This window comes from Helicobacter canadensis MIT 98-5491, from assembly GCF_000162575.1.
Lineage (GTDB): Bacteria > Campylobacterota > Campylobacteria > Campylobacterales > Helicobacteraceae > Helicobacter_D > Helicobacter_D canadensis.
This window is the reverse complement of sequence record NZ_CM000776.2, coordinates 901892-927451: the sequence shown is the minus strand read 5'-3', so window position 1 is coordinate 927451 and position 25560 is coordinate 901892. Positions and strand designations below refer to the sequence as shown.

Genomic DNA, 25560 nt, shown 5'->3' with positions numbered 1-25560 from the left:
TACTAAAAAATCAAAATAAGAACTTATATTGTATTCCTGCTTTTGTATTATCCTCTTGAATCTTATTATTCTCCCTTTGCAAATAAAGCTTAATGGATTTAAAAGGTGAATACTCTACACCATAATTCCAAGTTTGTTCATTCATAACTTCATTATTTTGCATCACTGATTGCATCAAAACAAGATTCTGTAATAAAACACCTTTAATTTGATGTTTTATGCCATATTTTTCACTCCAATCAAGCGTTTGAGGATCTCTAGTAAAACCACCCATTAACAACAAAGAAGATTTTTTATATTCCAAAATTGGCAAATTAAGATTTAAATCACCGCCTATATTTTGGTCATCACGAGAAACATAAGAATTAAGATTTACTTTAAATTCTACCTTGGGTATATAAACCCCCACTAAGCTATTAAGTTGCTGACTAAAAATAGGAGAAGTAGCTTTTAGTGCCGAGTTAAAAAATTTATGACTTAAACTATAAGTATCCCATTTAGCATTTTCATCAACAAGGCTTTTAACTTCTTCTTTTTCTTTATAGAATGGTTGTTTATAATATTTGGGAGTTTTTTCTTCAATCACAGGCAAAGGAACCCCAAACATATCACCGATTTTTTTATAACTATTAAAAGGATTTTGAGGGTGAATCTCTTTTTGAAGATAATTAGATATTTTAGTTTCTTCTACCCCAAAAAGCATAACACTGCAAAATAAAATAAGAATACATCTAACAAGCATCAAAAACTTAAACTCTCCACTTTCAAAACAAAAGCACTCAAATAATCTTTATACGCTTGAATCTCTAGTTTTACACCCTTATCTAAAAATTCCTTTTTGAGAATTTTTACTTCCATTTTTTTAGCTAAATATTCCACTTGTGCTAATAGCGAAAAAGCGACAAAAAGTGTTTCTTTGGATTGAGGGATATAAGCTTTAAGAATATTTTGCATTTGTGCTTGCAAAATTGCTCCTTTTGCCCCTTGCGTATAGGCACGAACCAATCCACCTGTTCCCAGTAATGTTCCACCAAAATATCGCACACTAAGCAATGCGCACTCTATTAAGTCATAGCCCCTTAATACTTTTAATGTTGGCATTCCTGAAGTGCCTTTTGGCTCACCATCATCACTAAAAGACTCAACAATTTGAGATTGTGCATTAAAAAAACGACTAGCAGTTACAAAATGCACCGCTTTAGTATGCTTAGCCTTTGCCTCTTTAAGGAAGCTTTCATAATGTTCAATAGGGATAAGAAAGGAGAGAAATTGCGAACCTTTTACTTCAAAAGTGCTTTGTGCAACTTCTGTAGGATAATACAACTCCACTATTTTCCTCTTTTAAGATTTCCTTGCGAAAATTGTATAATCTTCTCTGGAATTTCGTCTAGCCCAACCACTTCACACACTGCACCCCTAGCAATTGCCTGTTTAGGCATTCCAAACACAACACAACTACTTTCATCTTGTGCAATTGTATAAGCTCCATTGTCATAAAGCTCTTTAATTCCGATGCTACCATCATCACCCATTCCTGTCATAATAATTGCCAACGCATTTTTACCAACAACATTATTAACACTGCGAAACATCACATCTACACTTGGCTTATGACGAGAAATTCTTTCTCCATCAATACTTTTTACAAAATAATCATTGCCAATTTTATCTAGAAGTAAATGTTTGCCTCCTGGTGCAAGATAAGCACAAGAGTTTTGCAAAAGCATTTTTTCATTTGCTTCAAAAACTTCAAGTGAGGCAAGACGATTAAGGCGATTGGCAAAGGAGGTTGAAAAACCTTCTGGAATATGTTGAGTAATAACAATAGGTGGCAAATTAGAAGGAAGCATTTGAACAATCTTTGCAATTGCTTCTACTCCTCCTGTGCTTGCTCCAATGGCAATAAGTTTCTTCCCTTCGCTTTTATAGGGATTGGATTTTAAGATCAAATCAGGATGATATTTTTCATTGCGATTAACCATATTAATCCTTTATTTTAATAAAGGTATTCTGTCCTAACCGATCAACTTTAGGAGCCAACCCTAAAATACTTTCAGAATGCCCTAAATAAAGGGTTCCACCAACCTTCAGACAATTAAAAAGCTTCTGTAAAATTTCCTCTTGATCGCTCACTTTAAAATAAATCAAAACATTGCGACAAAAAATAATATCAAATTCATTTTTCCCAAAAGGGTAAGTCTTGGCATATAAATTATGTTGCTTAAAATTGATAATATTTTTTAAACTTGGCTTAGCTTCCATAGAAATTTCCCTTTGACTTTTTGGCATAATATCAAAAAAATCTTTTAATTCTAACCAAGTAGGAAGAGGATTTAAAAAAGTATCCACGATATATTTACCCCTTTTGGCAAACTCCAAAACCGAAGTATCAATATCTGTCGCCAATAAACTTACTGGGGTTTTAGAATGGTAAATCTCCTTTGCATAAAGTAAAGTCGCAGCAATAGAATAAGGCTCTTCTCCTGTAGAACTTGCCGAACAATACACTTTAATAGGTTCGCTTTCTTTGAATCGATGAGGCAAAATTCGATTAACCATATCCAAAAAATGAAATCCCTCACGGAAAAAATCTGTTTTATTAGTGGTAAAGCTATTAATAAATTCTTGTTTAAATCGTCCTGCCTTAAGTTGCATAAAAAAATCATCAAAATTTTGTATCCCCAAATCACGCACCAACTTATCAAGGCGATTTTTAATTGTAGAATCTTTATTGCTTGGTAAATGAATCCCAGCAATCTCATAGATTAAATCTCGTGCTTTATTGATTTCGTTACTGCTAATAAGTGGCAATTTTTTTTCCTTTTAAATAATTTTCTTTCCATTCTGCAATGCTTAAATGATCCACTACTTGTCCTATGGCATTATATTGCTCATAATAATCTCTAACAAAAGTATAAACTTCTTCTCTTAAAGGCATAAAATACCCTTCTGCATCCTTTAAAGTATACTTTGATAAAAATTCCAAAGCATCTGCCTTATTTAAATAGATTTTAATAAGCTCATCATAAACCTGCAAATACCTTTCAACTAATTGAGGTATTCTTTCTTCATAAATCTTTAAAGCCACCGATTCAAAATTTCCAACATATTCTAAAATCTCAGAACTAAAAAGAATATCAAGATGTATCAATCCCTCACAATAATAGGGCAAAACCTCATCTTCTTTTTTCCAAGCCATTAACCCAACTGCTCTTGAAATCATATTAAAAACAAGCTCTTTTAAAAGTGGTTGATTCTTAGCAACAAAATAATAAGCTAAACCACCCATTGTAGCTTTAAACTCTTCAATATTTTTAAATTGCCCACTTTTATTGATCTGCAATTCACTATCCAAACTTACCCACAAAATATGCCCAAATTCATGCCCTATAGTAGAAATTTCATAGACTTTATACCAATCCTTTTTGCGAAAATAAAGCATTTCTCGATTAAAATCTAAAAATTTCTCTGGAAAAGTTTTGCGACTTAAAAGCATAAAAGGCTTAGCACAAGAAATCTCCCATACTCTATCTGGAAAATAAAAAATCTTTTTGCCATATTGAGAACTCACACTTTCATCATTTGGCACAACTTGCGCACTAAACAAACCATTTAACTCTGCACCATAAAACAACAAAGGCTGCCCACCATAACTTTGAGTTTTTGCCAAAGATTCTTGAACACAAAAATCAATTTCCTTTTTATAGGAAGTTTGCGGCATTTTTGCTGTATATTGAGAATAAAACTCCATAAATGCTTCTTTGCTAACTTCATTGGTAGAATCCAAATCAAGCAAATCTTTTCCTTCGTAGATTCTAGCAATTCTTAAATCCCACTCTGGAGCTACTGCTTTTCTATAATGATCTTCATAATACTCCAAAGGATGTCCCACTTGCAAAGGCGTTGTGATTTTCATCCAAGCTTTATCCACATCACGCCAAGATTCTAAGAGCTTTGTGGTATCTTTTTGCATCAAGGCTTTTTGCAATGCTTTAAAATATGCTAGATAAGAATCTTTTTGCTCAAATTTTGGGCAAACTTCAGGAATGGATTCAAGGTTTAAAAGCATTTTTTCAAAAGTGGCTTGAAATGTTTCAAATTCCCCTTTAAAAAAATCCGCATAAGCCATTGCTTCATATTTACCTTCTTTTAATACAGGAACCGAATAACTTCTATCACTTACTTCGCCATTTTGCGAAATTTCTTGAGCACTCTTTAGGGCTTCAAGAATGCTAGGTAAATCATTATTAAATTTTTGGCTCAAATCTTTATTGATTCCCAAAATCAACTTTTCTTGCCAGTTTATAAAAAAACTATTAAAAACTAAGCCCACTTGATGAACACTTACTAACAATTCCCTTAAAAAAGGTGTTAGAAGATTCCTATCTTTAACAAACTCTAAAAGCTTTTGATGTCTTTTTACATAAAAATCTTCTGTAATACGCAACATTAAAGTGCGAATTTCTAAAATCTCTTCTTCTTTAAATTGAAGTTTATTTAAAACGTTCAACAAAGCACCTTCTTTTAAGGCGACCACCCTATCAATTAACGCCAACAAAGTTTCTTGATTAACAGGCATTTTTTTAAAAATAGGCTTTAAAAATATTGGAATATCGCTTTTAATGCTTTCATACAAACCATTGGTTTTTCTATTTTCTTCTTCTAAATAGCGATAAAGCGTAGCAATATCTAAAAGGATTTTATTCTCCACCTTGTTCCTTTTTATGCTTCTTAATCACTTCATAAGCTGCATTAATTTTTTGCAATTTTTCTGTGTAATTTTTGATAATAGATTCTTCTAATCCCTTATGGTGCAAAATATCAGGATGATATTGACGCACTAAATCCTTATAAGCCTTTTTGATAGTTTCCATATCCGAATCTTCGCTAACACCTAAAGTAGCACAGGCTTCTTTATAATCCTGATACACCAACTCCCTAGAATAAAACTCTACAAAAGAATCATACAAGGCATTAAAATCATCATTTTGGATTTCCAAATAAGCCGCGACATCTAAAATAACCTCACGCTCTTTTTCACCCAAAATTCCATCTGCATAAGCTAAACTCAATAAATATTCTACAAGCTTCAAGCGGCTTTTATACTGCCCTTTAGTGAGTTCTGCATAAGCTAAACTCAATGTTTCAACATCTTCTGTTGTATTTCTAAAAATAGTATGCAAAATCTCTAAAATCTCTTGCTTTTGATTCATTGCACTTTGCAAAAGAATAGCTTGAGCAATATCTTCAATTGTGTTTTCCATTAGTTCTTCTTCTAATTCACAAACCTTTCCATCGCTTTGTGCTAATTTAGACATCAAACTAACCATAATCCCATATTCACTTTTTCTAATTTTTTCTTCTTTGCTTAAAGTTTTATAGGGATCTTCATAGCTTTGAAATTCCTCATTAAAAGTGTTATTAGAATCTTGTATCTGTGGGCGTTTATGAGGATTAGATAAATAATCTTTAAAATTAATAAACGCAACTGCAATAATAACAATAGTAATTAATAATAAAATTTCCATTTTATTCCTTGAAAATTATTTAAAAAATCCCTTTATTTTTCCCATTATACCTTCACTAGTTAAAAATCCTAATTCTTGCAATTTAGTTTTAATCTCTTTAAGCTCTTCTTCGCTAGCTTCAACTTCTACACTTTGAGAGGGAATATCAACTCTTAAACTAGGGTATTTTTGACCTAAAGATTCTTGAATTTTATTAACACAGCCTTGACATTTAATATTAACACATTGGATTTTCATAGAGTATTCCTAAAGAATGAAAGATAGTAAGTGGTGGGTCCTATAGGACTTGAACCTATGACCAATCGGTTATGAGCCGAGTGCTCTAACCAGCTGAGCTAAGGACCCTTCTTTAAAAAATTTTTGGAAGCGTAATTATATACAAAATTATTCTTAAAAGCAAGTAAATGCTCCAAAAGCCCAAAAAGTATCATAAAGGTAATAAAACTACTACCACCATAACTAAAAAGTGGCAATGGAATACCTACAACTGGTGCTAAACCAATTGTCATTGCTATATTCACACCCGAATAAACAAAAACAAGCAATCCCGCACAATAAGCAATAACTCTTAAAAAATAATCTTTTGCATCAATGCTTCCCATACTAAAAATATGAAAAATAAGAAAAGCATACAAAATAAACAACCCTATAATTCCCAAAAATCCAAAGCGTTCTGCAAAATAAGGAAAAATAAAATCACTCGTAGCAATAGGCAAAAAGCGATAAATCGTCTGTGTGGCTTCTTCCTTTTCTTTGCCATCAAGCCCACCTGCACCAACTGCGATAATAGATTGTCGCACCTGATAATCTGGTTCTTTAGAGATAAAATCTTCAATACGCTTTTTTTGATAATCGTGTAAATTAGCATACAAAATAGGAGAAAGTAGGCAAAATCCGACAAGCAGAGTAAGCCATATCTTATAATTCACTCCAATCAAAAATAAAACTCCAAAACCCATAATCAAAAGCACAAGTGCTGTCCCTAAATCAGGTTGCTTTAAAATCAACACAAAAGGCAACAAAATATACCAAGAAAACTTAAGAAAACTAAAAAATTTATAACCCCCTCCTTTAGGAGGATTCTTGGCAATTAAATGTGCTAACATCAAAATTAAAGCAGGTTTCATTGTCTCAGAAGGTTGAAAAGTAAAATGCACAAAAGGAATCTCAAGCCATCGCTGCGCACCAAGTCGCACATCACCAAAAAAATCCACTGCCACAAGCAAAACAATATTAATCCAATAAAATATCACAATAGCCCACGACATACGCTTAATAGGCAATAAAAAAGTCACCACAAACACCAAAATGCCAACAAAGACATAAATCAAAACTTTATCGCCCAAAAAAGCATTATTTTCATTAATTAAAAACCACGATAACAATACAAGAGGAATTACCAATAAAGGTAAAGTGAAATCAAAAGATGATAAAATATTCTTATTAAATCTCAAAAGTCAATTCCATAAAAACTAAATTATAAATCATTGAAACTAATGTTTAATTTTAACATAATTTCCCATAAAAAGAGAGAATAAAAATTGCAAGAGAAACAAAGAGAGAATCACTCATTGACATTTTATGTGCAACAAGAAGAAACAAAAATGCGTCTTGATAAATTTCTCACTCAAAAGTTAGGATTATCAAGAAACCAAATCAGCAAAATAATCCAAGAAAAACAAATTACACTCAATGGAGTTTTTATTCAAAAAAATGGCACTTCCCTTAATTTTAACGATCAAATTATCCTAACCCTACCCAATAAACAAGAAAAATCAAAACCCAATCACCTTAATATCCCCATTTTATATGAAGATGAAGATTTACTAATCCTCAATAAGCCCATTAATCTAATCGTTCATCAAACCCACCAAGATGATTCTCAATACACCTTGCAAGACTGGCTACAAGAGAATAATTTTTCACTCTCCAATCTAGGAGATTCTTACAGACAAGGCATTATCCATCGTCTTGATAAGACCACTAGTGGAGCAATAGTAATTGCCAAGAACAATTACGCTCACGAGATTTTAAGCCAACAACTTAAAAGTAAAGAAATGGGGCGTTATTATGTTTGCGTCATTGATTCACCCCTCAAGCAAAATATCCTTATTGATGCCCCTCTCATAAGACACCCCAAAAATCGCCTCAAATATATTCCTACCACAAAAGATACTCCCCTTAGCAAAGAAGCCAAAACTGCCTTTTTTAAAATTATCAATAATGATAAAATAGAACTCATTGGAGCTAAACTTTTTAGCGGAAGAACTCATCAAATTCGTGCACATCTTAGCAAAATACAACGGCACATTTTAGGCGATGTTTTTTATGGTTATAAAGGAAACTATACTGCTAGAATACTCTTACATTCCCACTTAGTCTATCTCACACATCCTACAACCAAGCAACGCCTAGAAATTTATGCTCCACTTTGGGAAGATATGCTTCTTTTTTTGCACCAAGAATTCTACTCTTCACAAAGCTATGAAAATTTTGCAAAAAACTTTAAAATCCCGCTTGAACAACTTTATTGGCTAAATTTCCAAACTTCAAACCTTTCTTAAAATATAATGTATTTTTTTGTATTTTTATGTTATGATAGACTTTTTTATAAAGAAACTTAACATAAAATATACAAATTTCAAAAGGTTTTTTATATGATTACTTTATCGTATTCTTTTAAAATGGATTCTCTAAGAATGAAAATTTTATCTCTTTTTATTCTTATATTCTTTAGTGCTTGCAGTAGTTCAAATCTCAACTTTGGCTCTACTCCTTCTATTAATCCAAATATCACTCCACCTGATAATATTCGCACACTTAGCGATGTTAATACTATTGCTTTTGAATGGAATCTCATTCAAAATCCAGAAATTGCAGGATATTATATCTATCGCAAAAAACCGAATGAACAAAGTTTTAGCAAAATTGCCACTTTAGATTCTCGATTTATTACGCATTATGCGGATAATAAGCTTGAATCAAATACCGAATATCTTTATCAATTTGCCTCTTTTGATGCACAAAAAAATATTTCACAATTTTCATCTCCTATTAGTGCAAAAACTCAATTTATTGAAGCAATTAACTATGTTGAGGCAATTAGCAACTATCCACGCAAAGTCAAAATCATTTGGAATCCTCACCAAGATACAAGAGTTATAGGTTATGTTATTGAAAAGAAAAAGCCAAATGGGCAATGGAGTGAATTAGCAAATATTAATAGTCGTTTGCTTGTAGAATATCTTGATATAGGACTTGAAGACAACACTTCTTATGAATATCGCGTTTTTGCTTACAATACCAATAAAACTTATTCGCTTCCTTCCAAAAGTGTTAAAGCCACTACAAAACCAAAACCAACCCCTATTACAAATTTCACTGCCACCACCAATATTCCAAAACAAATCACACTCAAATGGGATCTTCATCCAAATCCCGAAATAACTCAATATAACCTTTTCCGATCCAACTTTGAATCAAGCTTTTTTAGTAAGCTTGCTACTCTTCCAAACAACACCGACACTTATCAAGACGCCATCAAAGATGATGGAAAACAATACTACTACAAAATCACTGCCACTGATAAAGATGGCATTGAAAGCCTTGAAGTTGGACCTATTATGGGTATGACTTTAGGGATTCCAAACACTCCAGTGATTACTTATGCACAAATTGAAGGAGATTCTGCAGTTTTACGATGGACACCCCAAGATGATCGTGCTACAGAATACATTGTCTATAAAAAGGATTCGCGTTTCTTTGGAGAAACCTTGCGTTATAATAAAGTCTTAACACCGGAATTTATTGATCGTGAAGTCATTCCAGGAGAAAAATATTATTATCGCGTTAGTGCCGTTGATGCTAATGGCTTAGAATCAAAACAAACACAAGAAATTATGCTTTTCTTACCCACACAATAATGCCACATTTTAAAACTCACTCTCTCACTCTTCCAGCCTTGCCCTTTTCCCTAGAAACAAAAGAGGGGAAATTTTCCTTTTTGGAGCTTTTTACTTCTACCAATCAACCCAATTTTTCTTTATTGCAAGTGCATTTTACTCCAAAAGATTCTCATCTTAAAAATAAAGACTTTTTTTTAGAAATCAAAAAAAGTAAGCAAGAAACTATTGTTAAATGCGATAAAAATTCAAAAATTGCTCCTATTGGTATTATGAAAAAATCTTTAGAAATCCTAGCAAATCATCAAGATTCCCTTAACACCCACAATTTAAACAGCAAAAACACTCTTCATACCAACAAACTTCCCTTTATTAAGCATATTGAAGATTTCCTAGACTTTGATTCATTGCTTACAAACCAAGATTTAAAAAACCCAAAAATATGGCTTGAAATTGGTTTTGGTAGCGGAAGACATCTTTTACATAATACCAAACAATACCCACAAATACTTCATATTGGATTAGAAATCCATTATCCCTCTTTAGAGCAAGTTGCACGACAAATTGAACTCTATAATTTAAAAAATGTCTTAATTTTAGCTTATGATGCGCGTATTTTTTTGGAGCTTCTTCCTTCTAATGTGCTTGAAAAAATTTTCGTGCATTTTCCTGTGCCTTGGGATAAAAAGCCTCACAGAAGAATCTTTAGCACCCCCTTTCTTTCCCAAGCCTCAAGAGTCTTAACAACGCAAGGACATTTGCAATTACGCACCGATAGTTTGGAATATTTTAATTATGCAAAAAATTTAGCGCTTAGCAATCCTAATTTCACTTTAAATCATAGCAAGAACTCCCAAGAAACCATCATTAGCAAATATGAAGCAAGGTGGCTCAAACAAAAAAAAGATATTTACAATCTAGAGCTTTTTGCCACCCAAAATAGCCCACAAATCTCACTAGATTATCACTTTGATTTTCCAAACAAAAGCCAGATTCAAACTCCTTTTCAACCAAGCAAAATTATCAAAGAGGGCTATTTTTTACATTTAGAAGATCTCTTACTCTCCCCAAACCATAAATTATTTAAAATTTCTTTTGGAGATTTCAATTATCCAGAGACACGCTATATTTTAGAGGATTCTTCCCTGCATTATTTTAGGGAAAATCCACTCCCAACAAAGATTAATCACCAAGCTCATCATCTTTTAAAAGAACTTTTGCAAACTAATTTTACAAAGGAAGCTAAATAATAATGGATGCAATTATCAAAGCAGAAGGAATCAATCTAGGCTACAAAGATGAAATGATTATTAAAAACGCTAGTTTTAATATTTTTCCTCAAGAATTTGTCTTCATAAGTGGTCCTAGTGGAAGCGGTAAAAGCACTTTGATTCGCTCCATTTATGGAGATTTACCTCTCAAGAGTGGCTCTCTAGAAGTATGCGGAATGGAAATGCTTAAAGCAAGTAAAAAAAATATAGAAACCCTACGCCGCCACCTTGGAATCATCTTTCAAGATTACAAGCTTATCAAGGATTTCAATGTCGAAAAAAATGTAATGCTTCCAATGATTATTGGAGGCTTTACTAAAGAATCTTGCAAAGCCCAAACTGATCGATTACTTGCCCATATCAAACTTTCACACAAAGGCAATAAATACCCATTAGAATTAAGTGGTGGAGAACAGCAAAGAGTAGCTATGGCAAGGGCACTTTCCCATAATCCACTTTTGATTCTTGCAGATGAACCAACAGGTAATCTTGATGACTATTCTAGCGAAGTAATTTGGAGTTTATTAAAAGGCGTGAATGAACAACTAGGAATCACCATTGTTGTTGTAACACACAGAATCCCAGAAACTTTTGGAATAAGATACCGCCATTTACATATTGAAGAAGGAGTGATTTATGAACTCTCTTAAAAATCATCTCTCATTAATTATTCCATTAGTTGCCCTTCTTTTTGCATTAGAGAGCATTTTGCTTGTCCATCGCACACTTAATAATTATGAAAGCAAACTTGGGAAAAACTATGCCATTGTTCTTGCTTCACTTAAAGAATTAAAACTACAGGATTTAAAAGAAAAAATCTCTGAAGCCAAAACTTTAACACCTATTGATTCAGAAGTTATTTTAGAACGCTTAAAAGACAATATTAGTCAAGCCAATCTCGTTGTTTTAAAAAACACTCTACCCCATTTTTATTCTTTGAATCTTGATACTTACCCTAGCACTTCTCGCTTAGAAGTTATTGACAAAACTTTGAAATCTATTGATGGAATCATACGCATTGAAACTTTTACAAAAAGCCACAGCCAAATCTATCAACTTCTTTTAATTATTAATAGCAGTGTGATAATCTTTTCAAGTTTAATTGCACTTATTAGCTTACTTTTAATGTTTAAACAAATTGAAATTTGGAAATTCCAGCATTTAGAGCGAATGGAAATTATGACTTTACTTGGTGCGCCTTTATGGATGCGATCACAAATCCTTTTTCGCCTTGCTTGTTTAGATACCATTATTGCCACTGCCCTAGTCTGTGTTGGATTATTTTATCTTTCTCAAAACCCAATGCTCCTTATTTTCATGCAGGAATTAGGTCTAGATTCTGTCATATTCTCTCCTTTTTATGATTCCATTGTTTTATTGCTTGTTGGTTTAAGCGTCTCACTAATTGCAGTTTGGATTGTGAGTTTGCAACAAAGGGATTAATATGCTACGATTTTTTCTTATCCTATTATGCCTAATCCAACTCCAAGCCAACCAAGAAATTAATCAAAAAATTTCAAAAAACAAAACCGCACTAGAAAATCAAAAGAAAAAAGAAGAACAAGTCAATCAAAAACTTCAAGAACTAGGCAAGGAAGTCAATAAGCAAAAAGAAGAGCTTAATACAATAGAAAATATCATCAAAGAAAGCGAGAAAAATATTTCCAAAAATCAACAAGAATACTCCAAAAAAGAAACACTCATCAAAACTCTCTCATTAAAGCAAGAATCGTTCTATCAAAAGCGTAAAAATATCGAACTTGCCATCATTGATTTGGTAGCTAAAGATATTTCTTTTGCGATTTTACTCAATGACTTTCAACCAGAATCAATTAAAGACTTAGTTACAGAAGAAAGCTTTAAAGTTTTAAACAACACAACCAAAAAAGAACTCACCAATCTAAGCCAACAACAAACTCAAATTATACAAGACTTGCAAACCCTACAAAAAGAAATCGTTCAATTACAAAGCTTTATTGATTCAGAAAACAAAAAAAGAGCACATCTAAAAGACTTGCAAACCAAACAAAAAAGAGTGCTTGAAACCTATCAAAAAGAAATTGATAAATACAATCAAGAACTTCAACAAATCACAAAAGAGCGCGATAGCTTACAAGAGATTCTAGTGCAGCTCAATATTCTAAAAAGCCAAGAAGAAGAAAAGCGTAAAAAACGCGAAGAATTAGCAAAAAGCAAAGATACTTCAACCCCTAAAAATACCCAAAATGATTTTGATGTGCGACAAGTTGCTAGTTCCTACCATAATATTAGCACCACCAAATATAAAGGCGCTAAAACCATTGCGCCTTTAGATGATTTCAAGATTGATAAGCGTTTTGGTCCTTACTATGATCCTGTATATAAAATGAAAGTCTTCAATGAATCAATTACACTTATAAGCACCGGAGATGATAAAGTCAAAAGCGTTTTAGATGGGAAAGTTGTTTTTGCTAAAGACACTCCAATTCTTAAAAAAGTCGTAATTATCGAGCATCAAAACAATATGCACACTATTTATGCACAACTTGATAAAATCGCCCCCACCATAAAACCAGGAAGTGTTGTTAAAAAGGGTTACACCATAGGCAGAATTAATAATACATTGAAATTTGAAGTAACCCTAAAAGACAAACATATCGATCCGCTAGAATTAATTTCTGAAAAAAATTTATAATTTTTGCTACATTTTTTTGTAAAATATCCGATATACTTTTAAAATAATTTCATCTATCAACAAGGAGGTTTAAGATGAATATTGCAGAAAGTGGAATGAATGTTGCTAGTATGCAAATAAATCCTTATCAGCAAGGAAATAACACAAGTCAAACAAGTTCTTCAGAGATTCAACAACAAAGGTTGCAAACTCAAGAAGAAAAAGGCAATACTGAAGAGCAAAAACAAAAGCTTAATGAATTAGCTCAACAGCTTAATAAAGAATTAAGCCCTTTAAACACCAGTATCGCTTTTAATTTTAGCGAAGATATTGAGGGGTTATACATTACCGTAAGCGAAAAAGACACTAATCGCTTAATTCGCAAGATTCCAAGCGATGAGGCAATGCAGCTTATGGCAAAGATGAAAGAAATTGTGGGAATGATTTTTGATAAACAAGCCTAAAAAGGAGAGAGTATGGCACTAGGAACACAATCTGTATTAGGAATCTCAAGTAACCTTACTTGGGATGTTATCGAACAAATGAAAGATCTTGATGTAAGCAATCAAATCGACCCAATCACTAAAAAAATTGAAAAAAATATGGAGCAGCAAACCGAGCTTACTTCATTGCTAACCATGATGACTTCACTCAATACAAGCTTTAAAAATCTATCTGATTATAGCACCTACCAAAGGAGACAAGCAAGTGTAGATGGCAATGGTGTCAAAGCAACTGCCGGAGATGGTTTAGCTATTCAAGACATTACAATCAATGTTTCCCAACTTGCACAAAATGATGTCAATCAAGTTGGATTGAAATTCGCCTCAAGAGATAGTGTTTTTAGCAATGAAAACACAACTTTAGATTTTTATCACAATGGAACAAACTATAGCATTGATATCAAAGCAGGTATGACTCTCTCAGATGTTGCACAAAGCATCACAGATGCAACCAATGGAGAGGTAATGGGAATCATTATGAAAACAGGGGGCGACAACCCTTATCAATTAATGATTCAATCCAAAAATTCTGGTGCAGACAACAAAGTCTATTTTGGTAGCACCCTAGAAAGTGCCGCTGCTCCAGGGGGTAAAATCACTCAAGGAACGCTTGAGATTGAAATTGGCGGACAAACAATTAGTGTTGATATGAAAAACATCGGAAGCGATTACGGAAATACCGCTGAAGATAATGCAAAATTAATCGTTGAAGCGATTAATAAAGAAATAGAAAAAAATCCAACCCTTAAAGATAAGGTCGATAGTGGCGAAATCACTATTGGCTTAAATAGCAGTGGCAAAGGCATTATGCTCAATGATTCTTCAGGAGGAGCAATTAATGTCAATGTAAAAGATGTTAAATTCCAAGCTTCAAATGGAACGAGCGAAACAGCCACGGACCTAGGATTTTCCAAAAAATCTGTCGGTAGCGATACAGGTCTTGTGGATATGAAAATTACAGCAGGTGCTCTAAATGGAATTTTCACAATCAATGGAAAAGAGTTTGATTTAAGCAATTTAACAAAAGCAGGTAATACCGCCGAACAAAACTTTACTTCCATTATGGATGCCATTAATAATGATGCGGATTTACAGAAGGCAGGAATCACCGCTAGTGGAGATTCTACCAAAGGAACTCTTACGCTCAATTCTAATAATGGGCAAACTATCAATATTGCCGCTAAGGGAGCTGATGCATCTGCACAGCAAAAAGTCTTAGATTCCATTGGTTTAACAGCGGGATCTTACACTTCTAGCAAAAGCTTTTTAGATAAAATGGACATTACCAATATCCAAAAAGCACAAGATGCTAAACTCACTTACAATGGTATCCCAATTGAAAGAGATACAAACAGTATTGATGATATTGTTTCTGGATTGTCTTTAGAATTAACTTCTGTAACCGAAACAGGAAAAGATGTAATTGTAAGAATTGCTAGAGACGATGAGGGAATCGCTGAAGAAATGAAAGCCTTTGTAGAAAGCTACAATGAAATGTATAACAAGCTTCAAGAACTAACTAAATACGATGAAGAAACCGAGATTGCTGGGGTTTTCAATGGAAATAGTGAGATTAGAAGCATCACAAGACAACTTAATTCTATTATCAACTCCACTGATGCAAATGGAAATAGCCTCATTAAATATGGAGTCTATATGAATGAAGATGGGACACTCACTTTTGAAGAAGACACTTTTAATACTGCTTTCAAAGAAGATCCAGATGCAGCCGTAGAGTTTTTTAGAAGCTCTACCAAAACAGTCAAAGGCGAAAGTGTCGAGATTGATGGAGTTTTCACACAGCTTAGAAATACAATGGATTCTCTTATTACAGGTAGCAATTCTACTCTAAAGATTCTAGAATCAACACTCGTTAATGAGCAAAAAACGCTCAATGATGACAAAACCTCTACTCAAGAATCCATTGATAATAAATATGATATTATGGCTGAACGATGGTCGGCTTATGATCAAATGATCGCGCAAATGCAGCAATCTTCCAACACCATAACACAACTCATCAATCAATCGATGAATTCTTAAAAAAGTTTAAAGGTTAGATAATGAAAGGTAATTTGGCTTATAGTTCTTATCAACAAAACTCTGTTGCTGTCGAATCACCAGCAAAATTAGTTGAGATGCTTTATGAGGGCATTTTGCGTTTTGCTTCAATGGCAAAAAGATGTATTGATGCAAATGATATTGAGAAGAAAATTTATTATATCAATCGCACAACAGATATTTTTGTAGAACTTCTCAATTCTTTGGATTATGAAAAAGGTGGGCAAGTTGCCCATTATCTAACGGGGCTTTACACTCATCAAATTAAACTTTTAACCCAAGCAAATATGGAAAATAGTAAAGAAAAAATTGACATTGTTATCAAGGTCGCTAAAGGCTTACTTGAAGCATGGAAAGAGGTGAATCAAAATGAATTGGCTTAATGAACTTAAAGTAGCATATCTCAATAGAAATGATGCAAAAATTACAGAATTAATGGCAAATACTCCTGTTTTAAAAACTCGCGATGAAATGTTTGAGGCTTTAGCGGTTTTAGAGCAAATTGGAGAATACGCACGCGCTCAAAAAGCTAAACTTGCTGAAGAAATGCGAAAACTCAAGCAAACTAAAAATTTCTTACCTAAACAAGAAAGAGTGCAAAAACTTAATTTATCTTTTTAATTCTTTGTATTAAAATTTCTCTTTTAAAACTAAGGAATTACAATGCAATGGAAACCAATTGGTATTGAAGACAAAGAAACTTTTGATAGCTTCTTTGCAAATAATAAAATTCTTGTTTCAGATTTAACTTTCACAAACCTTTATTTATGGCATTATTCACGACACATTAGCTATATTATTCTTAATGATTGCCTTATTATTAAAACCCAATATCCCAATGAAAATCCTTTTATTTTTTACCCCCTCCATAAAGAAAACAATCTAGAAGCTAAAAAACAAAGTATTTTGGATATGATGTCGCATTGCAAGGCAAATGGTTTGGATTTTTCTATCCACTCTCTAAGCAAAATAGACAAAGAGGAGCTAGAATTACTCTTGCCTAATACTTTTGTTTTTACCTATCGCGAAGATAGGAGTGATTATATTTACTCAATTCCAGAACTCATTGAACTCAAAGGCAAAAAATACCACAAGAAAAAAACGCATCTCAATCGTTTTGTAGAACGCTATCATTTTAGCTATGAATCTTTAACTCCAGACAATGCAAAAACTCTCATCAATACTTATCAAGAATGGTTTGGAAAAATTAGTGATAATGCAAGCAATGGCTTAAAAAATGAATACATTGGCATTATTGAATCACTTAAAGCACTAGAGCGTTTAAAATTCGATGGTGGAATCTTACGCATTGATGAAAAAATCATTGCTTTTAGTTTTGGAGAGCCACTTAATGATAACACCATTGTCATTCATATTGAAAAAGCAGATACAGAATATCAAGGAGCTTATCAAGCTATTAATCGTGAATTTCTAGCACACCAATGGAAAGACTATGCACTGGTCAATCGCGAAGAGGATTTGGGGATTGAGGGCTTAAGGAAAGCCAAACAATCTTATCAGCCACTTTTCTTACAAAAAAAATTTGATGCATCCTTAAAGTGATTTTAGCACTTTAAGCTAATTGCGTATATGCCCCATAAACTCTTCTATTGTGCGATGATCGCTTTTAAAAAGCCCCCGAACAGCACTTGTTATCATCATACTATTTTGCTTTTCTACCCCACGCATTACCATACACATATGTTGTGCTTCTGCAACCACCATCGCTCCCTTAGCTTGTAGGACTTCCATAATTGTATCAGCAATCTGCCCTGTCATTTTTTCTTGAATTTGTAATCGCCTTGAAAACACTTCCACAAGTCTTGCAAGTTTAGAGATTCCAACTACTTTTGCATTAGGAATATAGCCAATAGAAATCTTTCCAAAAAAGGGCAAAAGATGATGCTCACACACCGAATAAAACTCAATATTTTTTAAAACCACCATTTCATCACAAGCCCCATCGCTAAAACATTTACCCAAAACTTCCTTAGGATCGCTTTTGTATCCACTATATAAATGTTCCCAACTTTTTATAACGCGTTTTGGAGTCTCTAACAATCCTTCTCTTTCTTTATCTTCTCCAATATGATCAAAAAAGGCTTTAATATAATCTTCCATTATTTTCCTTTATTTTCCAAGTAAAGCTTTGATGCGATTTTCAATACTTGGATGTGTGCTAAAAATCTCTTTAAATCCAACAATATAAAGTGCCGATCTTGTAGGATTTGTATCAACATTACTAAAATCTGACTGCACATAACTACCGCTAATCTTTTGCAATGCTCGAATCATTGGCATACTATCTCCCATAAGATAAGCCGCTCCAGAATCAGCCATATATTCACGACTCCGACTTAAAAACATTTGTAAAACAAGCGTTAATAAGGGTAACACAAATTGCAAAACGATAAGAATAGTTCTTGCCATATTTGCTCCTCTCTCTCGAGAATTTCCTAAAAACATATAAACTCCATAATTCACTACCAAAAGCATAATATTACTTAAAACCCCAACCATAAGGGTAAGGCGGATATCCCCATGTCTAATATGACTTAATTCGTGTGCCATAACCGCCTTTACTTCATCTCTTTTGAGATTCCTAACCAAAGTTGTCGTTAATGCAATAAGAGAATTATGCATACTCCAACCACTTGCAAAAGCATTCATAAAAGGAGCATCCATTAAATATAATTTAGGTCTAAAATCTAAACGAGCTTCTCTAACCAACTCATCTAAAATTTTACTTAATTCTCTTTCTTGCAAAGTCTCTTCAAAACCTTTAACAATCTCCTTATATTCATTTCCACTCAATAAAATACCTTTAAAATGGCGAATAGTATAAAAAACAATTCCACACGCTATTGCTAACAAACAAAGCGTAACAATGGGTATCTTCTGAAAAGTAATCAAAACATAAAATCCACCTAGGAGACTACTAGCATTTATCCGAACAATATCCACTAATAAGCCAATAATAATAAAAATAGCCACATAAAGAACAATCACACATTGAGTTTTAAAACGATTCTCTTGGATAATTTTATCAAACATTATTCTTCTCCTATAATTTCGCTATGTGCCAATTCTCTCAATAAATTAGTAGCATACGCCCCTTTAGGTAAGAAAAATTCTAATTCACCTTGCGCTTCCTCTTCTTTGTAAGACAAAGTTAAATTTTCTGGAAAAATCCAAGCATATCGCCTTTGACCAACACTTTTGATTTTATTATCCACAAAAAGATTCTCAAAAAATCCTGCTTCTTTTTCTGATATTTGGACTTTTGATCCACTTAATAACCCTGTTGGAACAATATCTTTTTCTATGAATCTTTGAGAATCTTTTATAATTGTTTCTTCTTGAGTGAGAAAATTTTTGCCAAAAGGATAATGACACAAATAATCCCCATTGAAGAGTTTAAAAAAATGTTCCTGTTGCTTTAAAGTTTTACAATATTCTTTATCTAAAAAAACTTGTGGTATTGCTTCATTTTCAAATTGCAAACTCAAAGCCTTATAAATTTCTTTTGAATCAATTTTCTCAATTAAATGAGAAAGCTTAATTCTTAATGATAACCATTCATTAAAAAGATGACTTTGATACGCACTAATAAAAAAATTTTGCATTTTTTTATCACGTATCTTTCTTTTACCATTGACAATTTCTTGTCCTAATAAATAATTATCCAAAGTTTTTCCAAAACGCTGATAACTAAAATAGTTTGGTATCCCAAATTTTTTAATTTTATCAACAACTTGTTGCATTTTTTGATAATTCAATTTATCTAGCTTTTTAAGCCTTATAAAAAATTTATTTCCTTTTAAATGCCCTATTTTAATTTTATTGCAATGCTTAGTAATATCTAAAATCTTAATTTCTGTGTGATTAAAATTTTCTAAAAGTTTTTGGTTTAAAAGATGTTTTGGCAAACTAAGATATTGAATTGTTAATGCATTTTTATCTTTTAACCCCGCATAACCAATCTCACTAGACTTGATTCCAAAATAAGAAGAAAAAAATTTAATGAGCTCAAAAGTTGTAAAGTTTTTTTTACGAATCTTAACAACCCAATGTGCTCCCTCTCCATCAAAGGGATAGAGAGGAATCTCTTCGACAACAAAATCACGCGAACTTTGCTTGAAGTAAAAATCTATCTTTGAATGCGTATAGGCATAGGAATAATCCACTACTTAGCCTTTTTTTTTGAAGACTTAATTTTCTAGTGACAACCACATCCTCCACCACAACAACCGCCACCTTGACCATGTTGTTCTTGATGATGCAATCCATAAGTTAATTCCTTTTCTGTAGCCATTCTTACACCAAGAATTGTTACAGAAAAATCCAATTCTTTTCCTGCTAAAGGATGGTTATAGTCCACCATAACCACTTCATCGTTAAAGCCTTTTACAACCACTTGCACAGTTTGACCATTTTCTCCTTGTCCAAAAAGTGTCATACCTTCTTGTAAATCAATACCTGTAAATTGATCTCTTGGAACTTCTTGAACATAATCAGAAATGTATTCACCATAGGCATTAACAGGAGCAATAATAACCTGTTTTTTATCACCTACAGACATTTCTGCAACCGCTTCCTCAAGTCCTTTGATAATCTCTCCAGCACCCATAATAAATTCTAAAGGCTTACCGCCAATATTAGAATCCAAAACCGCCTCTTTTCCATTTTCTCTTACTTCATATTCGATACTCACAACTTGATTTTTTTCTATCATAAAATTCTCCTTAAATTATTTAGATAAAAGTTTTTTTGCTTCTTGTGCTTCTTTGGAATCTGGATAAAGCACTACCAAGGATTCCAAAAATTTCAAGGCATTTTCTTTATTGTTTATTTTTTCAAAAGCTTGTGCGGTATGCAACATCAATAATGGCATATAATCTGCTTTATCATAGCGTTCCGCACTAACTTTATAATAATAAATTGCATCTTCATATTTTTTTTGATAAAAAGCAGATTCTCCTAACAAATAATTCCCTCGAGCAGGCTTATAGTGTCCTTCTACTGCCTTTTGCAAATACTCACTTGCAAGTTTATATTCCTTTTGCTCTAGTAATTTTTCTCCTTCTGCAAATACCTCTGCTAATGGCTTATCTTTTAGCTTTTCTGCAGTTTTACCATTATCTATCTGCTTACTTGCATTGGAAGCATTTTTTTTAACTTCTTTTGCTTCTATTTTATTTTCCTGCTGTGTTTCATCTAAAAGCATTTTTTTTATCACATCAATTTCAGCTTTAGTCTGCGTATCAACCTTTTGAATCAACTCTCCAAGTGCTGTAATGCTTTCTTGCAACTTTTGAATATTTTCATTTTGCGTAGAAAAATTTGTTTCCATATGCTCTTTTATGCTCATTATCGTTGCATTATTATCATTAATACGCGTATTTAATTGGCGAGAAACTTCTTGGATTCTTTGAAGTTGCCCCTCAAAAACACTTTTTAAGCCCTCTTGCGATACTTCAATATCTTTTACTTTAGCAGAAAGATTAAAAAGTTTTTCATCTAAAATTTGCTCCTTGGTCTTCATTGGAGTATCGCCACCAGCATTAAAAGCTGATGGTTCTTGCGCTAAAAGAAAATTAATTAATACTAAACTTACACAAATCTGTTTTTGCAAGCATTTTCTCCGAAATTATGGCAACATTTTAAAAGTTACTTTTCTATTCTCTGCCCAACATTCTCGAGTTTTTTGCGTGCAAGTAGGCTTACTTTCTCCATAGCTTACAAGCACAATCTTGCTCTCACTTACACCTTTTGCCACTAAAGCTTCTTTAACCGCAACTGCTCTTTTTAAGCCCAATGCATAATTATATTCATCAGTTCCCCACTCATCAGTGTTTCCTTCAACTCTTACACTTAAAGGTGCCGCACTTACATCTTTTAAAACATTAGCATCATTATCCACTACATTTTGCATATCTGCACGGATAACAAATTGATCAAAGTTAAAAAAGACATTTTGCAAACCACCTTCTACATATTGAATTCTTTCTTCTAAATTAACAAAATTATCTCGACCACCTACATAGCCTTGAGAAACACCTTGATTTGCAGTAGAATCTTGCGCACTACTTGTGCCTACGTTACCGCTTTTTTGGCTACAACCAACCATTAATAATGCAGCTACTAAAGACCCAAAAACTAAACTTTTTTTCATAGAATTCTCTCCCTATAATTAAAATAACAAAGCATTGTAGCATATTTTTTACTAAAGTGCTATAAAATATAAAGCTTTACCAATCTATTGATTGAATAATGCCTCCACGAAGTGGAAATAATAGAGTTTTATTATAATTTAAACGAATAATACCCAAAGCACTTTGGTTGTTTTCGTGCTTAATATACATAATTGTTTCTCCATCTTTTGCAAAGCGCGGCAATTGATTAACACCATTGGCGCTCAATCTTCTAATAAAATCACTTTTAGTAGAAACGAGATAGAGATTAAAGGTATTACTCCCAAATTCTTCGCTTGTTTCTCTGCTTGAATACACGATATAATTTCCATAAGCATTTGCTGCATTATTGTTTCTTCCATGAAAAACCATCTGCTCTACACTTCCTGCACTCTCACCATCAACAGAAATCGCAAACACATTAGGATAACCTAAGCGATCTGAAATAAACATTACACGCTTTTCATCTTCAATAAAATTTGCACTTACATCAATTCCGCGATAATTGGTTAATTTTTTTAATGTACCATTAGACAAATCATAGAGATAAATATCAGCCTGCTCATTAGGAGCCATGGTCAATAATAGCCTATTAGAATCTTTACTCACATCAGAGGCTACTAACATACCCTCACTACTAAGAATCTGCTTATTCTCCCCTGTAATCAAGTCAAATTTAAAAAGCGTAGGCTTATCTAAATATTTCGTATAATAAAAAGCACTTTGTTCTTCATTAGCCCATTTGGGGAAAATATTTAATCCACCACTAATAAGGGTATTCTTATAAGTCAATGTATAATCACTAGAAATAATCTCACTTTCACCTGATTTTGTATAATAGGAAACAACTACCATTCTTTGCATCCAATCTACACTTGGTGCTTTGATATAATCATTAATATCCACTGCTAATTTATGAGCCAAAAAAGGATATGCAGGTAACTGACTGCTTTTATACTCTTTATTTAAAACTAAATTCCCCGCATTGACATCATAAAGTTGCAAATTCACAATCAATCCATCTCGGATCACTTCTGCACTAACATTTGCCACTAAATCCACTTTAGACTTTCGATACTCATCAAAATTAATTGCCATAGCTCCAGAAAGCCCTTCGCCCTCTTGCACCGCAAAATGCCCAGTAACCTTTAAATCGGCAATCAACATTTTAAAGACTTTTAATGTATATTCTCTTTGATTATAATCTTTACCTGTGTATTGCACTAAAATATTAGGAAGATTACCAAATTTTTTAACAACCTCTAAAGTTGCATCAATATTTTGATTGGCAAAAACAAAACTCAAACTCATTAAAAACAAAAAACAAATCTTTTTCATTTACACCTCTGTTTTAAAAGTTACAATAATATTAGTTGAATCTCCGCCCTCATACTTTGGAAATTCTTTGTTTTGCATTATATCTAAAAACTCTTGCAAAGCTTTATCAAATTCTAAATTTCCTGATAATTTTACAATCTTATAAGAAAATTTTCCCTGCCAATCAATAGTGATTTGTATCTCTGCACGATTTTCATTTTGCGTTTGTATTGGATTCCAATTTTCATACAAAATTTCTTGCACTTTTGCATAAAATTCATCATATTCCCCTTTTGGAGCTAAAAATCCCATTGTTTTTTTTATTTCAAGATTAGAAACGATTTTTTCAATATTTTCTTTTAGATTATCTTCTCTTTTTTGCATACTCTCCAAAGCCTTTTTGCGTCTTGCTATTTTATCATTTTGACTTTGTGGCTTCAAAGCTTCTTTTGGAACTTCTCTTTTGGCTTCAACTTGCTGGAATAAATTATTAATACCCAAGCCCACATTTGCAGTTCTTGAAGCATTTTCTTCTTTAATGGGAATCTCTTTTGCTTTTTCTTGCTCTTTATTTTTTGGAGTTTGATTATTTTTTTTTGGAACCTCCCTCTTTTCTTCAATCAACGCGACGCTAAAACTTGTTTCCTTATAAGTTGTGTATTGCTTTGGCGATTCCTTAGAAGCATAAAAATGCCATAAAAATATCCCAACAACTAACAAATAAGTAAAAATGGCAACAACACCACTTAAAAAAAGAAAAAATATTCTATCCATCAGTAACTAATGAAACTCTGCTAAAACCGCTTTGTTTGGCAATTTTTAAAATGAAAATCACATCATCGTATTTAAGATTTTTATCCGCTCTAATATAAACTTGCGTGTTTCTATCATATCCATTAGCAAAAACAATAAAGGCATCAGGAAAACTTCTAAAATCTAAAATATCATCTTTTAAGTAAATTTTCCTTTGAGAATCAACGCGAATTTCAATCTTAGAATCTTCTTGAATCTTGCTTGTTTTAGAACCTTGAGGCAAAGCAATCTCTTCTTGATATACAATCACTGGTGCTGTTACCATTAAAATAGCTAACAAAACCAGCATAATATCAACCAATGGAGTAATATTAAGTTCTGGATTTTCCTCCCAATTAAAATTCACTGCCCATAACTCCTATTCTTTATCTTTTGAATACGCTAATAGATTAACTTGCAATTGCAAATAAGTATTTAAATCAAACACTTTTCGTTTTAAAAATAAATTAAAAGAATAAGCAGGAATTGCCGTTAAAATTCCAGCGGCTGTTGCAATAAGGGCTTTTGAAATAATAGGCGCTATCACATCTAAAGTCGCCTTAGATTCCATTCCCAACTTTGAAAAAGCTTCCAAAATTTCAACAACCGTTCCAAATAATCCAATAAAAGGAGCTGTTGAAGCTACGATACCCAAAAAGGTTAAGCCTATTGTAGCTTCCTTGATTGTCTTATTTAAAAAATATTGCAACAAAGATTCGGATTTTTGTCTATCGATTCCATTTAAATTAAATGCAGAATCGCGTATTAAAACATTTTTACCCTTTAAAAGAGACTCTACATTCTTTTTTTCTCTTTGAATCATGGCATTAAGACTAAAATAACGATACAAAAAAATCCAAATAACCAAAATAAAATACAAAGAAAGCCAAGCAAGAACAACTATGGTTGTCATTCCATAGTTGCCAGTTAAATTCATCCAATTCATAAAATACTCTTAGCGATATTTTCAATACGAGAAACAACCATTGAAGCAGCAACTTTATTATCTGTTGAATCTTCAAGAAGTTTTTTGGCATTGGCAATAGCTTGTGCAATTTCACTCTCACTATCGCCATTAATATCCACTGCACCTTCTGCTAAAATATCAACACTTCTCTCATTAACTTTAGCATAACCCCAATTGATAGCCACTATCTCCTTTTTGCCATCTTGTTTTTCAATCTCAATAACTCCGCTATCAAGTGTGGTTACAATACCAACATGCCCAGGAAGAACTCCAAATTCTCCCTCACTTCCAGGAAGTGTTACACTCTTGACATTATTAGAAAATATCTTTCCTTCTGGCGTTACAATATCCAATTTCAAGGTTTCCATAAAA

At 32.8% G+C, this 25560-nt stretch carries 30 protein-coding genes and 1 tRNA gene; 11 read left to right on the top strand and 20 right to left on the bottom strand.

What is annotated here, in order from left to right; translation table 11 throughout:
* Positions 1–10 precede the first annotated feature (10 nt).
* The 9 genes from HCAN_RS04705 to HCAN_RS08120 form a co-directional block, all read right to left on the bottom strand.
* Entirely contained in the window at positions 11–742 is a 732-nt protein-coding gene (locus HCAN_RS04705; protein WP_006656853.1) for a hypothetical protein, read from the bottom strand.
* Positions 742–1329 carry a YigZ family protein gene (locus HCAN_RS04700; protein ID WP_006655604.1) on the bottom strand — a complete coding sequence of 196 codons (588 nt, stop codon included), beginning with the start codon at positions 1327–1329 and terminating at the stop codon, positions 742–744. The genes HCAN_RS04705 and HCAN_RS04700 overlap by 1 nt, the downstream gene beginning before the upstream one ends.
* Complete coding sequence (locus HCAN_RS04695; protein WP_006655603.1) at positions 1329–1982, bottom strand: CheB methylesterase domain-containing protein; 654 nt, start codon at positions 1980–1982, stop codon at positions 1329–1331. Before HCAN_RS04695 ends, HCAN_RS04700 begins: the two co-directional genes overlap by 1 nt.
* Before the next feature lies 1 nt (position 1983).
* Positions 1984–2811 carry a CheR family methyltransferase gene (locus tag HCAN_RS04690; protein ID WP_006656852.1) on the bottom strand — a complete coding sequence of 276 codons (828 nt, stop codon included), beginning with the start codon at positions 2809–2811 and terminating at the stop codon, positions 1984–1986.
* Positions 2798–4711 carry an invasion protein CiaB gene (ciaB, locus tag HCAN_RS04685; protein ID WP_006656851.1) on the bottom strand — a complete coding sequence of 638 codons (1914 nt, stop codon included), beginning with the start codon at positions 4709–4711 and terminating at the stop codon, positions 2798–2800. The genes HCAN_RS04690 and ciaB overlap by 14 nt, the downstream gene beginning before the upstream one ends.
* Positions 4701–5528 (bottom strand): DnaJ domain-containing protein, encoded by an 828-nt coding sequence (locus HCAN_RS04680; RefSeq protein ID WP_006655600.1) that lies wholly within the window; start codon positions 5526–5528, stop codon positions 4701–4703. The genes ciaB and HCAN_RS04680 overlap by 11 nt, the downstream gene beginning before the upstream one ends.
* A gap of 15 nt (positions 5529–5543) precedes the next feature.
* The gene (locus HCAN_RS04675) at positions 5544–5765 is read right to left on the bottom strand and encodes a cation transporter (RefSeq protein ID WP_006655599.1); all 222 of its coding nucleotides are present in this window, start codon (positions 5763–5765) and stop codon (positions 5544–5546) included.
* Between the two features lie 31 nt (positions 5766–5796).
* Positions 5797–5873 (bottom strand) — tRNA-Ile (locus tag HCAN_RS04670).
* Positions 5864–6982 carry an FtsW/RodA/SpoVE family cell cycle protein gene (locus tag HCAN_RS08120; protein ID WP_006655598.1) on the bottom strand — a complete coding sequence of 373 codons (1119 nt, stop codon included), beginning with the start codon at positions 6980–6982 and terminating at the stop codon, positions 5864–5866. Before HCAN_RS08120 ends, HCAN_RS04670 begins: the two co-directional genes overlap by 10 nt.
* A gap of 87 nt (positions 6983–7069) precedes the next feature.
* On the opposite strand from HCAN_RS08120, the gene HCAN_RS04665 reads away from it, so the two are divergent.
* The 11 genes from HCAN_RS04665 to HCAN_RS04615 all read left to right on the top strand — a co-directional run bounded on the left by HCAN_RS04665 (position 7070) and on the right by HCAN_RS04615 (position 17481).
* Positions 7070–8092, top strand: a complete 1023-nt coding sequence (locus tag HCAN_RS04665; protein WP_231232547.1) for an RluA family pseudouridine synthase — start codon at positions 7070–7072, stop codon at positions 8090–8092.
* Positions 8093–8185: 93 nt separating this feature from the next.
* A complete protein-coding gene (locus HCAN_RS04660) occupies positions 8186–9451 on the top strand; it encodes a fibronectin type III domain-containing protein (RefSeq protein ID WP_006656850.1) in 1266 nt (421 codons plus the stop codon).
* A complete protein-coding gene (gene trmB / locus HCAN_RS04655; protein ID WP_006655595.1) occupies positions 9451–10680 on the top strand; it encodes a tRNA (guanosine(46)-N7)-methyltransferase TrmB in 1230 nt (409 codons plus the stop codon). Before HCAN_RS04660 ends, trmB begins: the two co-directional genes overlap by 1 nt.
* 2 nt (positions 10681–10682) lie before the next feature.
* Positions 10683–11351, top strand: a complete 669-nt coding sequence (locus tag HCAN_RS04650) for a cell division ATP-binding protein FtsE (protein WP_006655594.1) — start codon at positions 10683–10685, stop codon at positions 11349–11351.
* Positions 11338–12144, top strand: a complete 807-nt coding sequence (locus HCAN_RS04645) for an FtsX-like permease family protein (protein ID WP_006655593.1) — start codon at positions 11338–11340, stop codon at positions 12142–12144. The genes HCAN_RS04650 and HCAN_RS04645 overlap by 14 nt, the downstream gene beginning before the upstream one ends.
* Position 12145: 1 nt before the next feature.
* On the top strand, positions 12146–13375 hold the full coding sequence (locus tag HCAN_RS04640) for a murein hydrolase activator EnvC family protein (RefSeq protein ID WP_006655592.1): 1230 nt from the start codon (positions 12146–12148) through the stop codon (positions 13373–13375).
* A 74-nt stretch (positions 13376–13449) separates the two neighbouring features.
* The gene (locus HCAN_RS04635) at positions 13450–13818 is read left to right on the top strand and encodes a FlaG family protein (RefSeq protein ID WP_006655591.1); all 369 of its coding nucleotides are present in this window, start codon (positions 13450–13452) and stop codon (positions 13816–13818) included.
* A gap of 12 nt (positions 13819–13830) precedes the next feature.
* Positions 13831–15900, top strand: a complete 2070-nt coding sequence (fliD, locus tag HCAN_RS04630; protein WP_006655590.1) for a flagellar filament capping protein FliD — start codon at positions 13831–13833, stop codon at positions 15898–15900.
* 20 nt (positions 15901–15920) lie between these two features.
* Positions 15921–16301, top strand: coding sequence for a flagellar export chaperone FliS (gene fliS / locus HCAN_RS04625; RefSeq protein WP_006655589.1), 381 nt, complete (start codon positions 15921–15923; stop codon positions 16299–16301).
* Positions 16288–16539: a hypothetical protein gene (locus HCAN_RS04620; RefSeq protein ID WP_006655588.1), complete on the top strand. Its 252-nt coding sequence runs from the start codon at positions 16288–16290 to the stop codon at positions 16537–16539. Before fliS ends, HCAN_RS04620 begins: the two co-directional genes overlap by 14 nt.
* Positions 16540–16581: 42 nt before the next feature.
* Positions 16582–17481, top strand: coding sequence for a DUF2156 domain-containing protein (locus HCAN_RS04615; RefSeq protein WP_006655587.1), 900 nt, complete (start codon positions 16582–16584; stop codon positions 17479–17481).
* Between the two features lie 15 nt (positions 17482–17496).
* On the opposite strand, the gene folE is transcribed toward HCAN_RS04615, so the two are convergent.
* The 11 genes from folE to atpC form a co-directional block, all read right to left on the bottom strand.
* Positions 17497–18039: a GTP cyclohydrolase I FolE gene (gene folE / locus HCAN_RS04610; RefSeq protein WP_006655586.1), complete on the bottom strand. Its 543-nt coding sequence runs from the start codon at positions 18037–18039 to the stop codon at positions 17497–17499.
* 9 nt (positions 18040–18048) lie between these two features.
* The gene (gene htpX / locus HCAN_RS04605) at positions 18049–18972 is read right to left on the bottom strand and encodes a zinc metalloprotease HtpX (protein ID WP_006655585.1); all 924 of its coding nucleotides are present in this window, start codon (positions 18970–18972) and stop codon (positions 18049–18051) included.
* The gene (gene truD / locus HCAN_RS04600) at positions 18972–20105 is read right to left on the bottom strand and encodes a tRNA pseudouridine(13) synthase TruD (protein ID WP_006656849.1); all 1134 of its coding nucleotides are present in this window, start codon (positions 20103–20105) and stop codon (positions 18972–18974) included. The genes htpX and truD overlap by 1 nt, the downstream gene beginning before the upstream one ends.
* Before the next feature lie 32 nt (positions 20106–20137).
* Complete coding sequence (locus tag HCAN_RS04595; RefSeq protein ID WP_006655583.1) at positions 20138–20653, bottom strand: FKBP-type peptidyl-prolyl cis-trans isomerase; 516 nt, start codon at positions 20651–20653, stop codon at positions 20138–20140.
* A 15-nt stretch (positions 20654–20668) separates the two neighbouring features.
* Positions 20669–21553 carry a tetratricopeptide repeat protein gene (locus tag HCAN_RS04590; RefSeq protein WP_006655582.1) on the bottom strand — a complete coding sequence of 295 codons (885 nt, stop codon included), beginning with the start codon at positions 21551–21553 and terminating at the stop codon, positions 20669–20671.
* Positions 21554–21568: 15 nt separating this feature from the next.
* Positions 21569–22093 (bottom strand): OmpA family protein, encoded by a 525-nt coding sequence (locus HCAN_RS04585; protein ID WP_006655581.1) that lies wholly within the window; start codon positions 22091–22093, stop codon positions 21569–21571.
* A gap of 76 nt (positions 22094–22169) precedes the next feature.
* On the bottom strand, positions 22170–23450 hold the full coding sequence (tolB, locus tag HCAN_RS04580; RefSeq protein WP_006656848.1) for a Tol-Pal system protein TolB: 1281 nt from the start codon (positions 23448–23450) through the stop codon (positions 22170–22172).
* A complete protein-coding gene (locus HCAN_RS04575) occupies positions 23451–24203 on the bottom strand; it encodes an energy transducer TonB (RefSeq protein WP_006655579.1) in 753 nt (250 codons plus the stop codon).
* Positions 24196–24531 carry a biopolymer transporter ExbD gene (locus tag HCAN_RS04570; protein WP_420167054.1) on the bottom strand — a complete coding sequence of 112 codons (336 nt, stop codon included), beginning with the start codon at positions 24529–24531 and terminating at the stop codon, positions 24196–24198. Before HCAN_RS04570 ends, HCAN_RS04575 begins: the two co-directional genes overlap by 8 nt.
* A gap of 69 nt (positions 24532–24600) precedes the next feature.
* Entirely contained in the window at positions 24601–25167 is a 567-nt protein-coding gene (locus HCAN_RS04565; RefSeq protein ID WP_006655577.1) for a MotA/TolQ/ExbB proton channel family protein, read from the bottom strand.
* Positions 25164–25556: an ATP synthase F1 subunit epsilon gene (atpC, locus tag HCAN_RS04560; RefSeq protein WP_006655576.1), complete on the bottom strand. Its 393-nt coding sequence runs from the start codon at positions 25554–25556 to the stop codon at positions 25164–25166. Before atpC ends, HCAN_RS04565 begins: the two co-directional genes overlap by 4 nt.
* Positions 25557–25560: the final 4 nt, after the last annotated feature.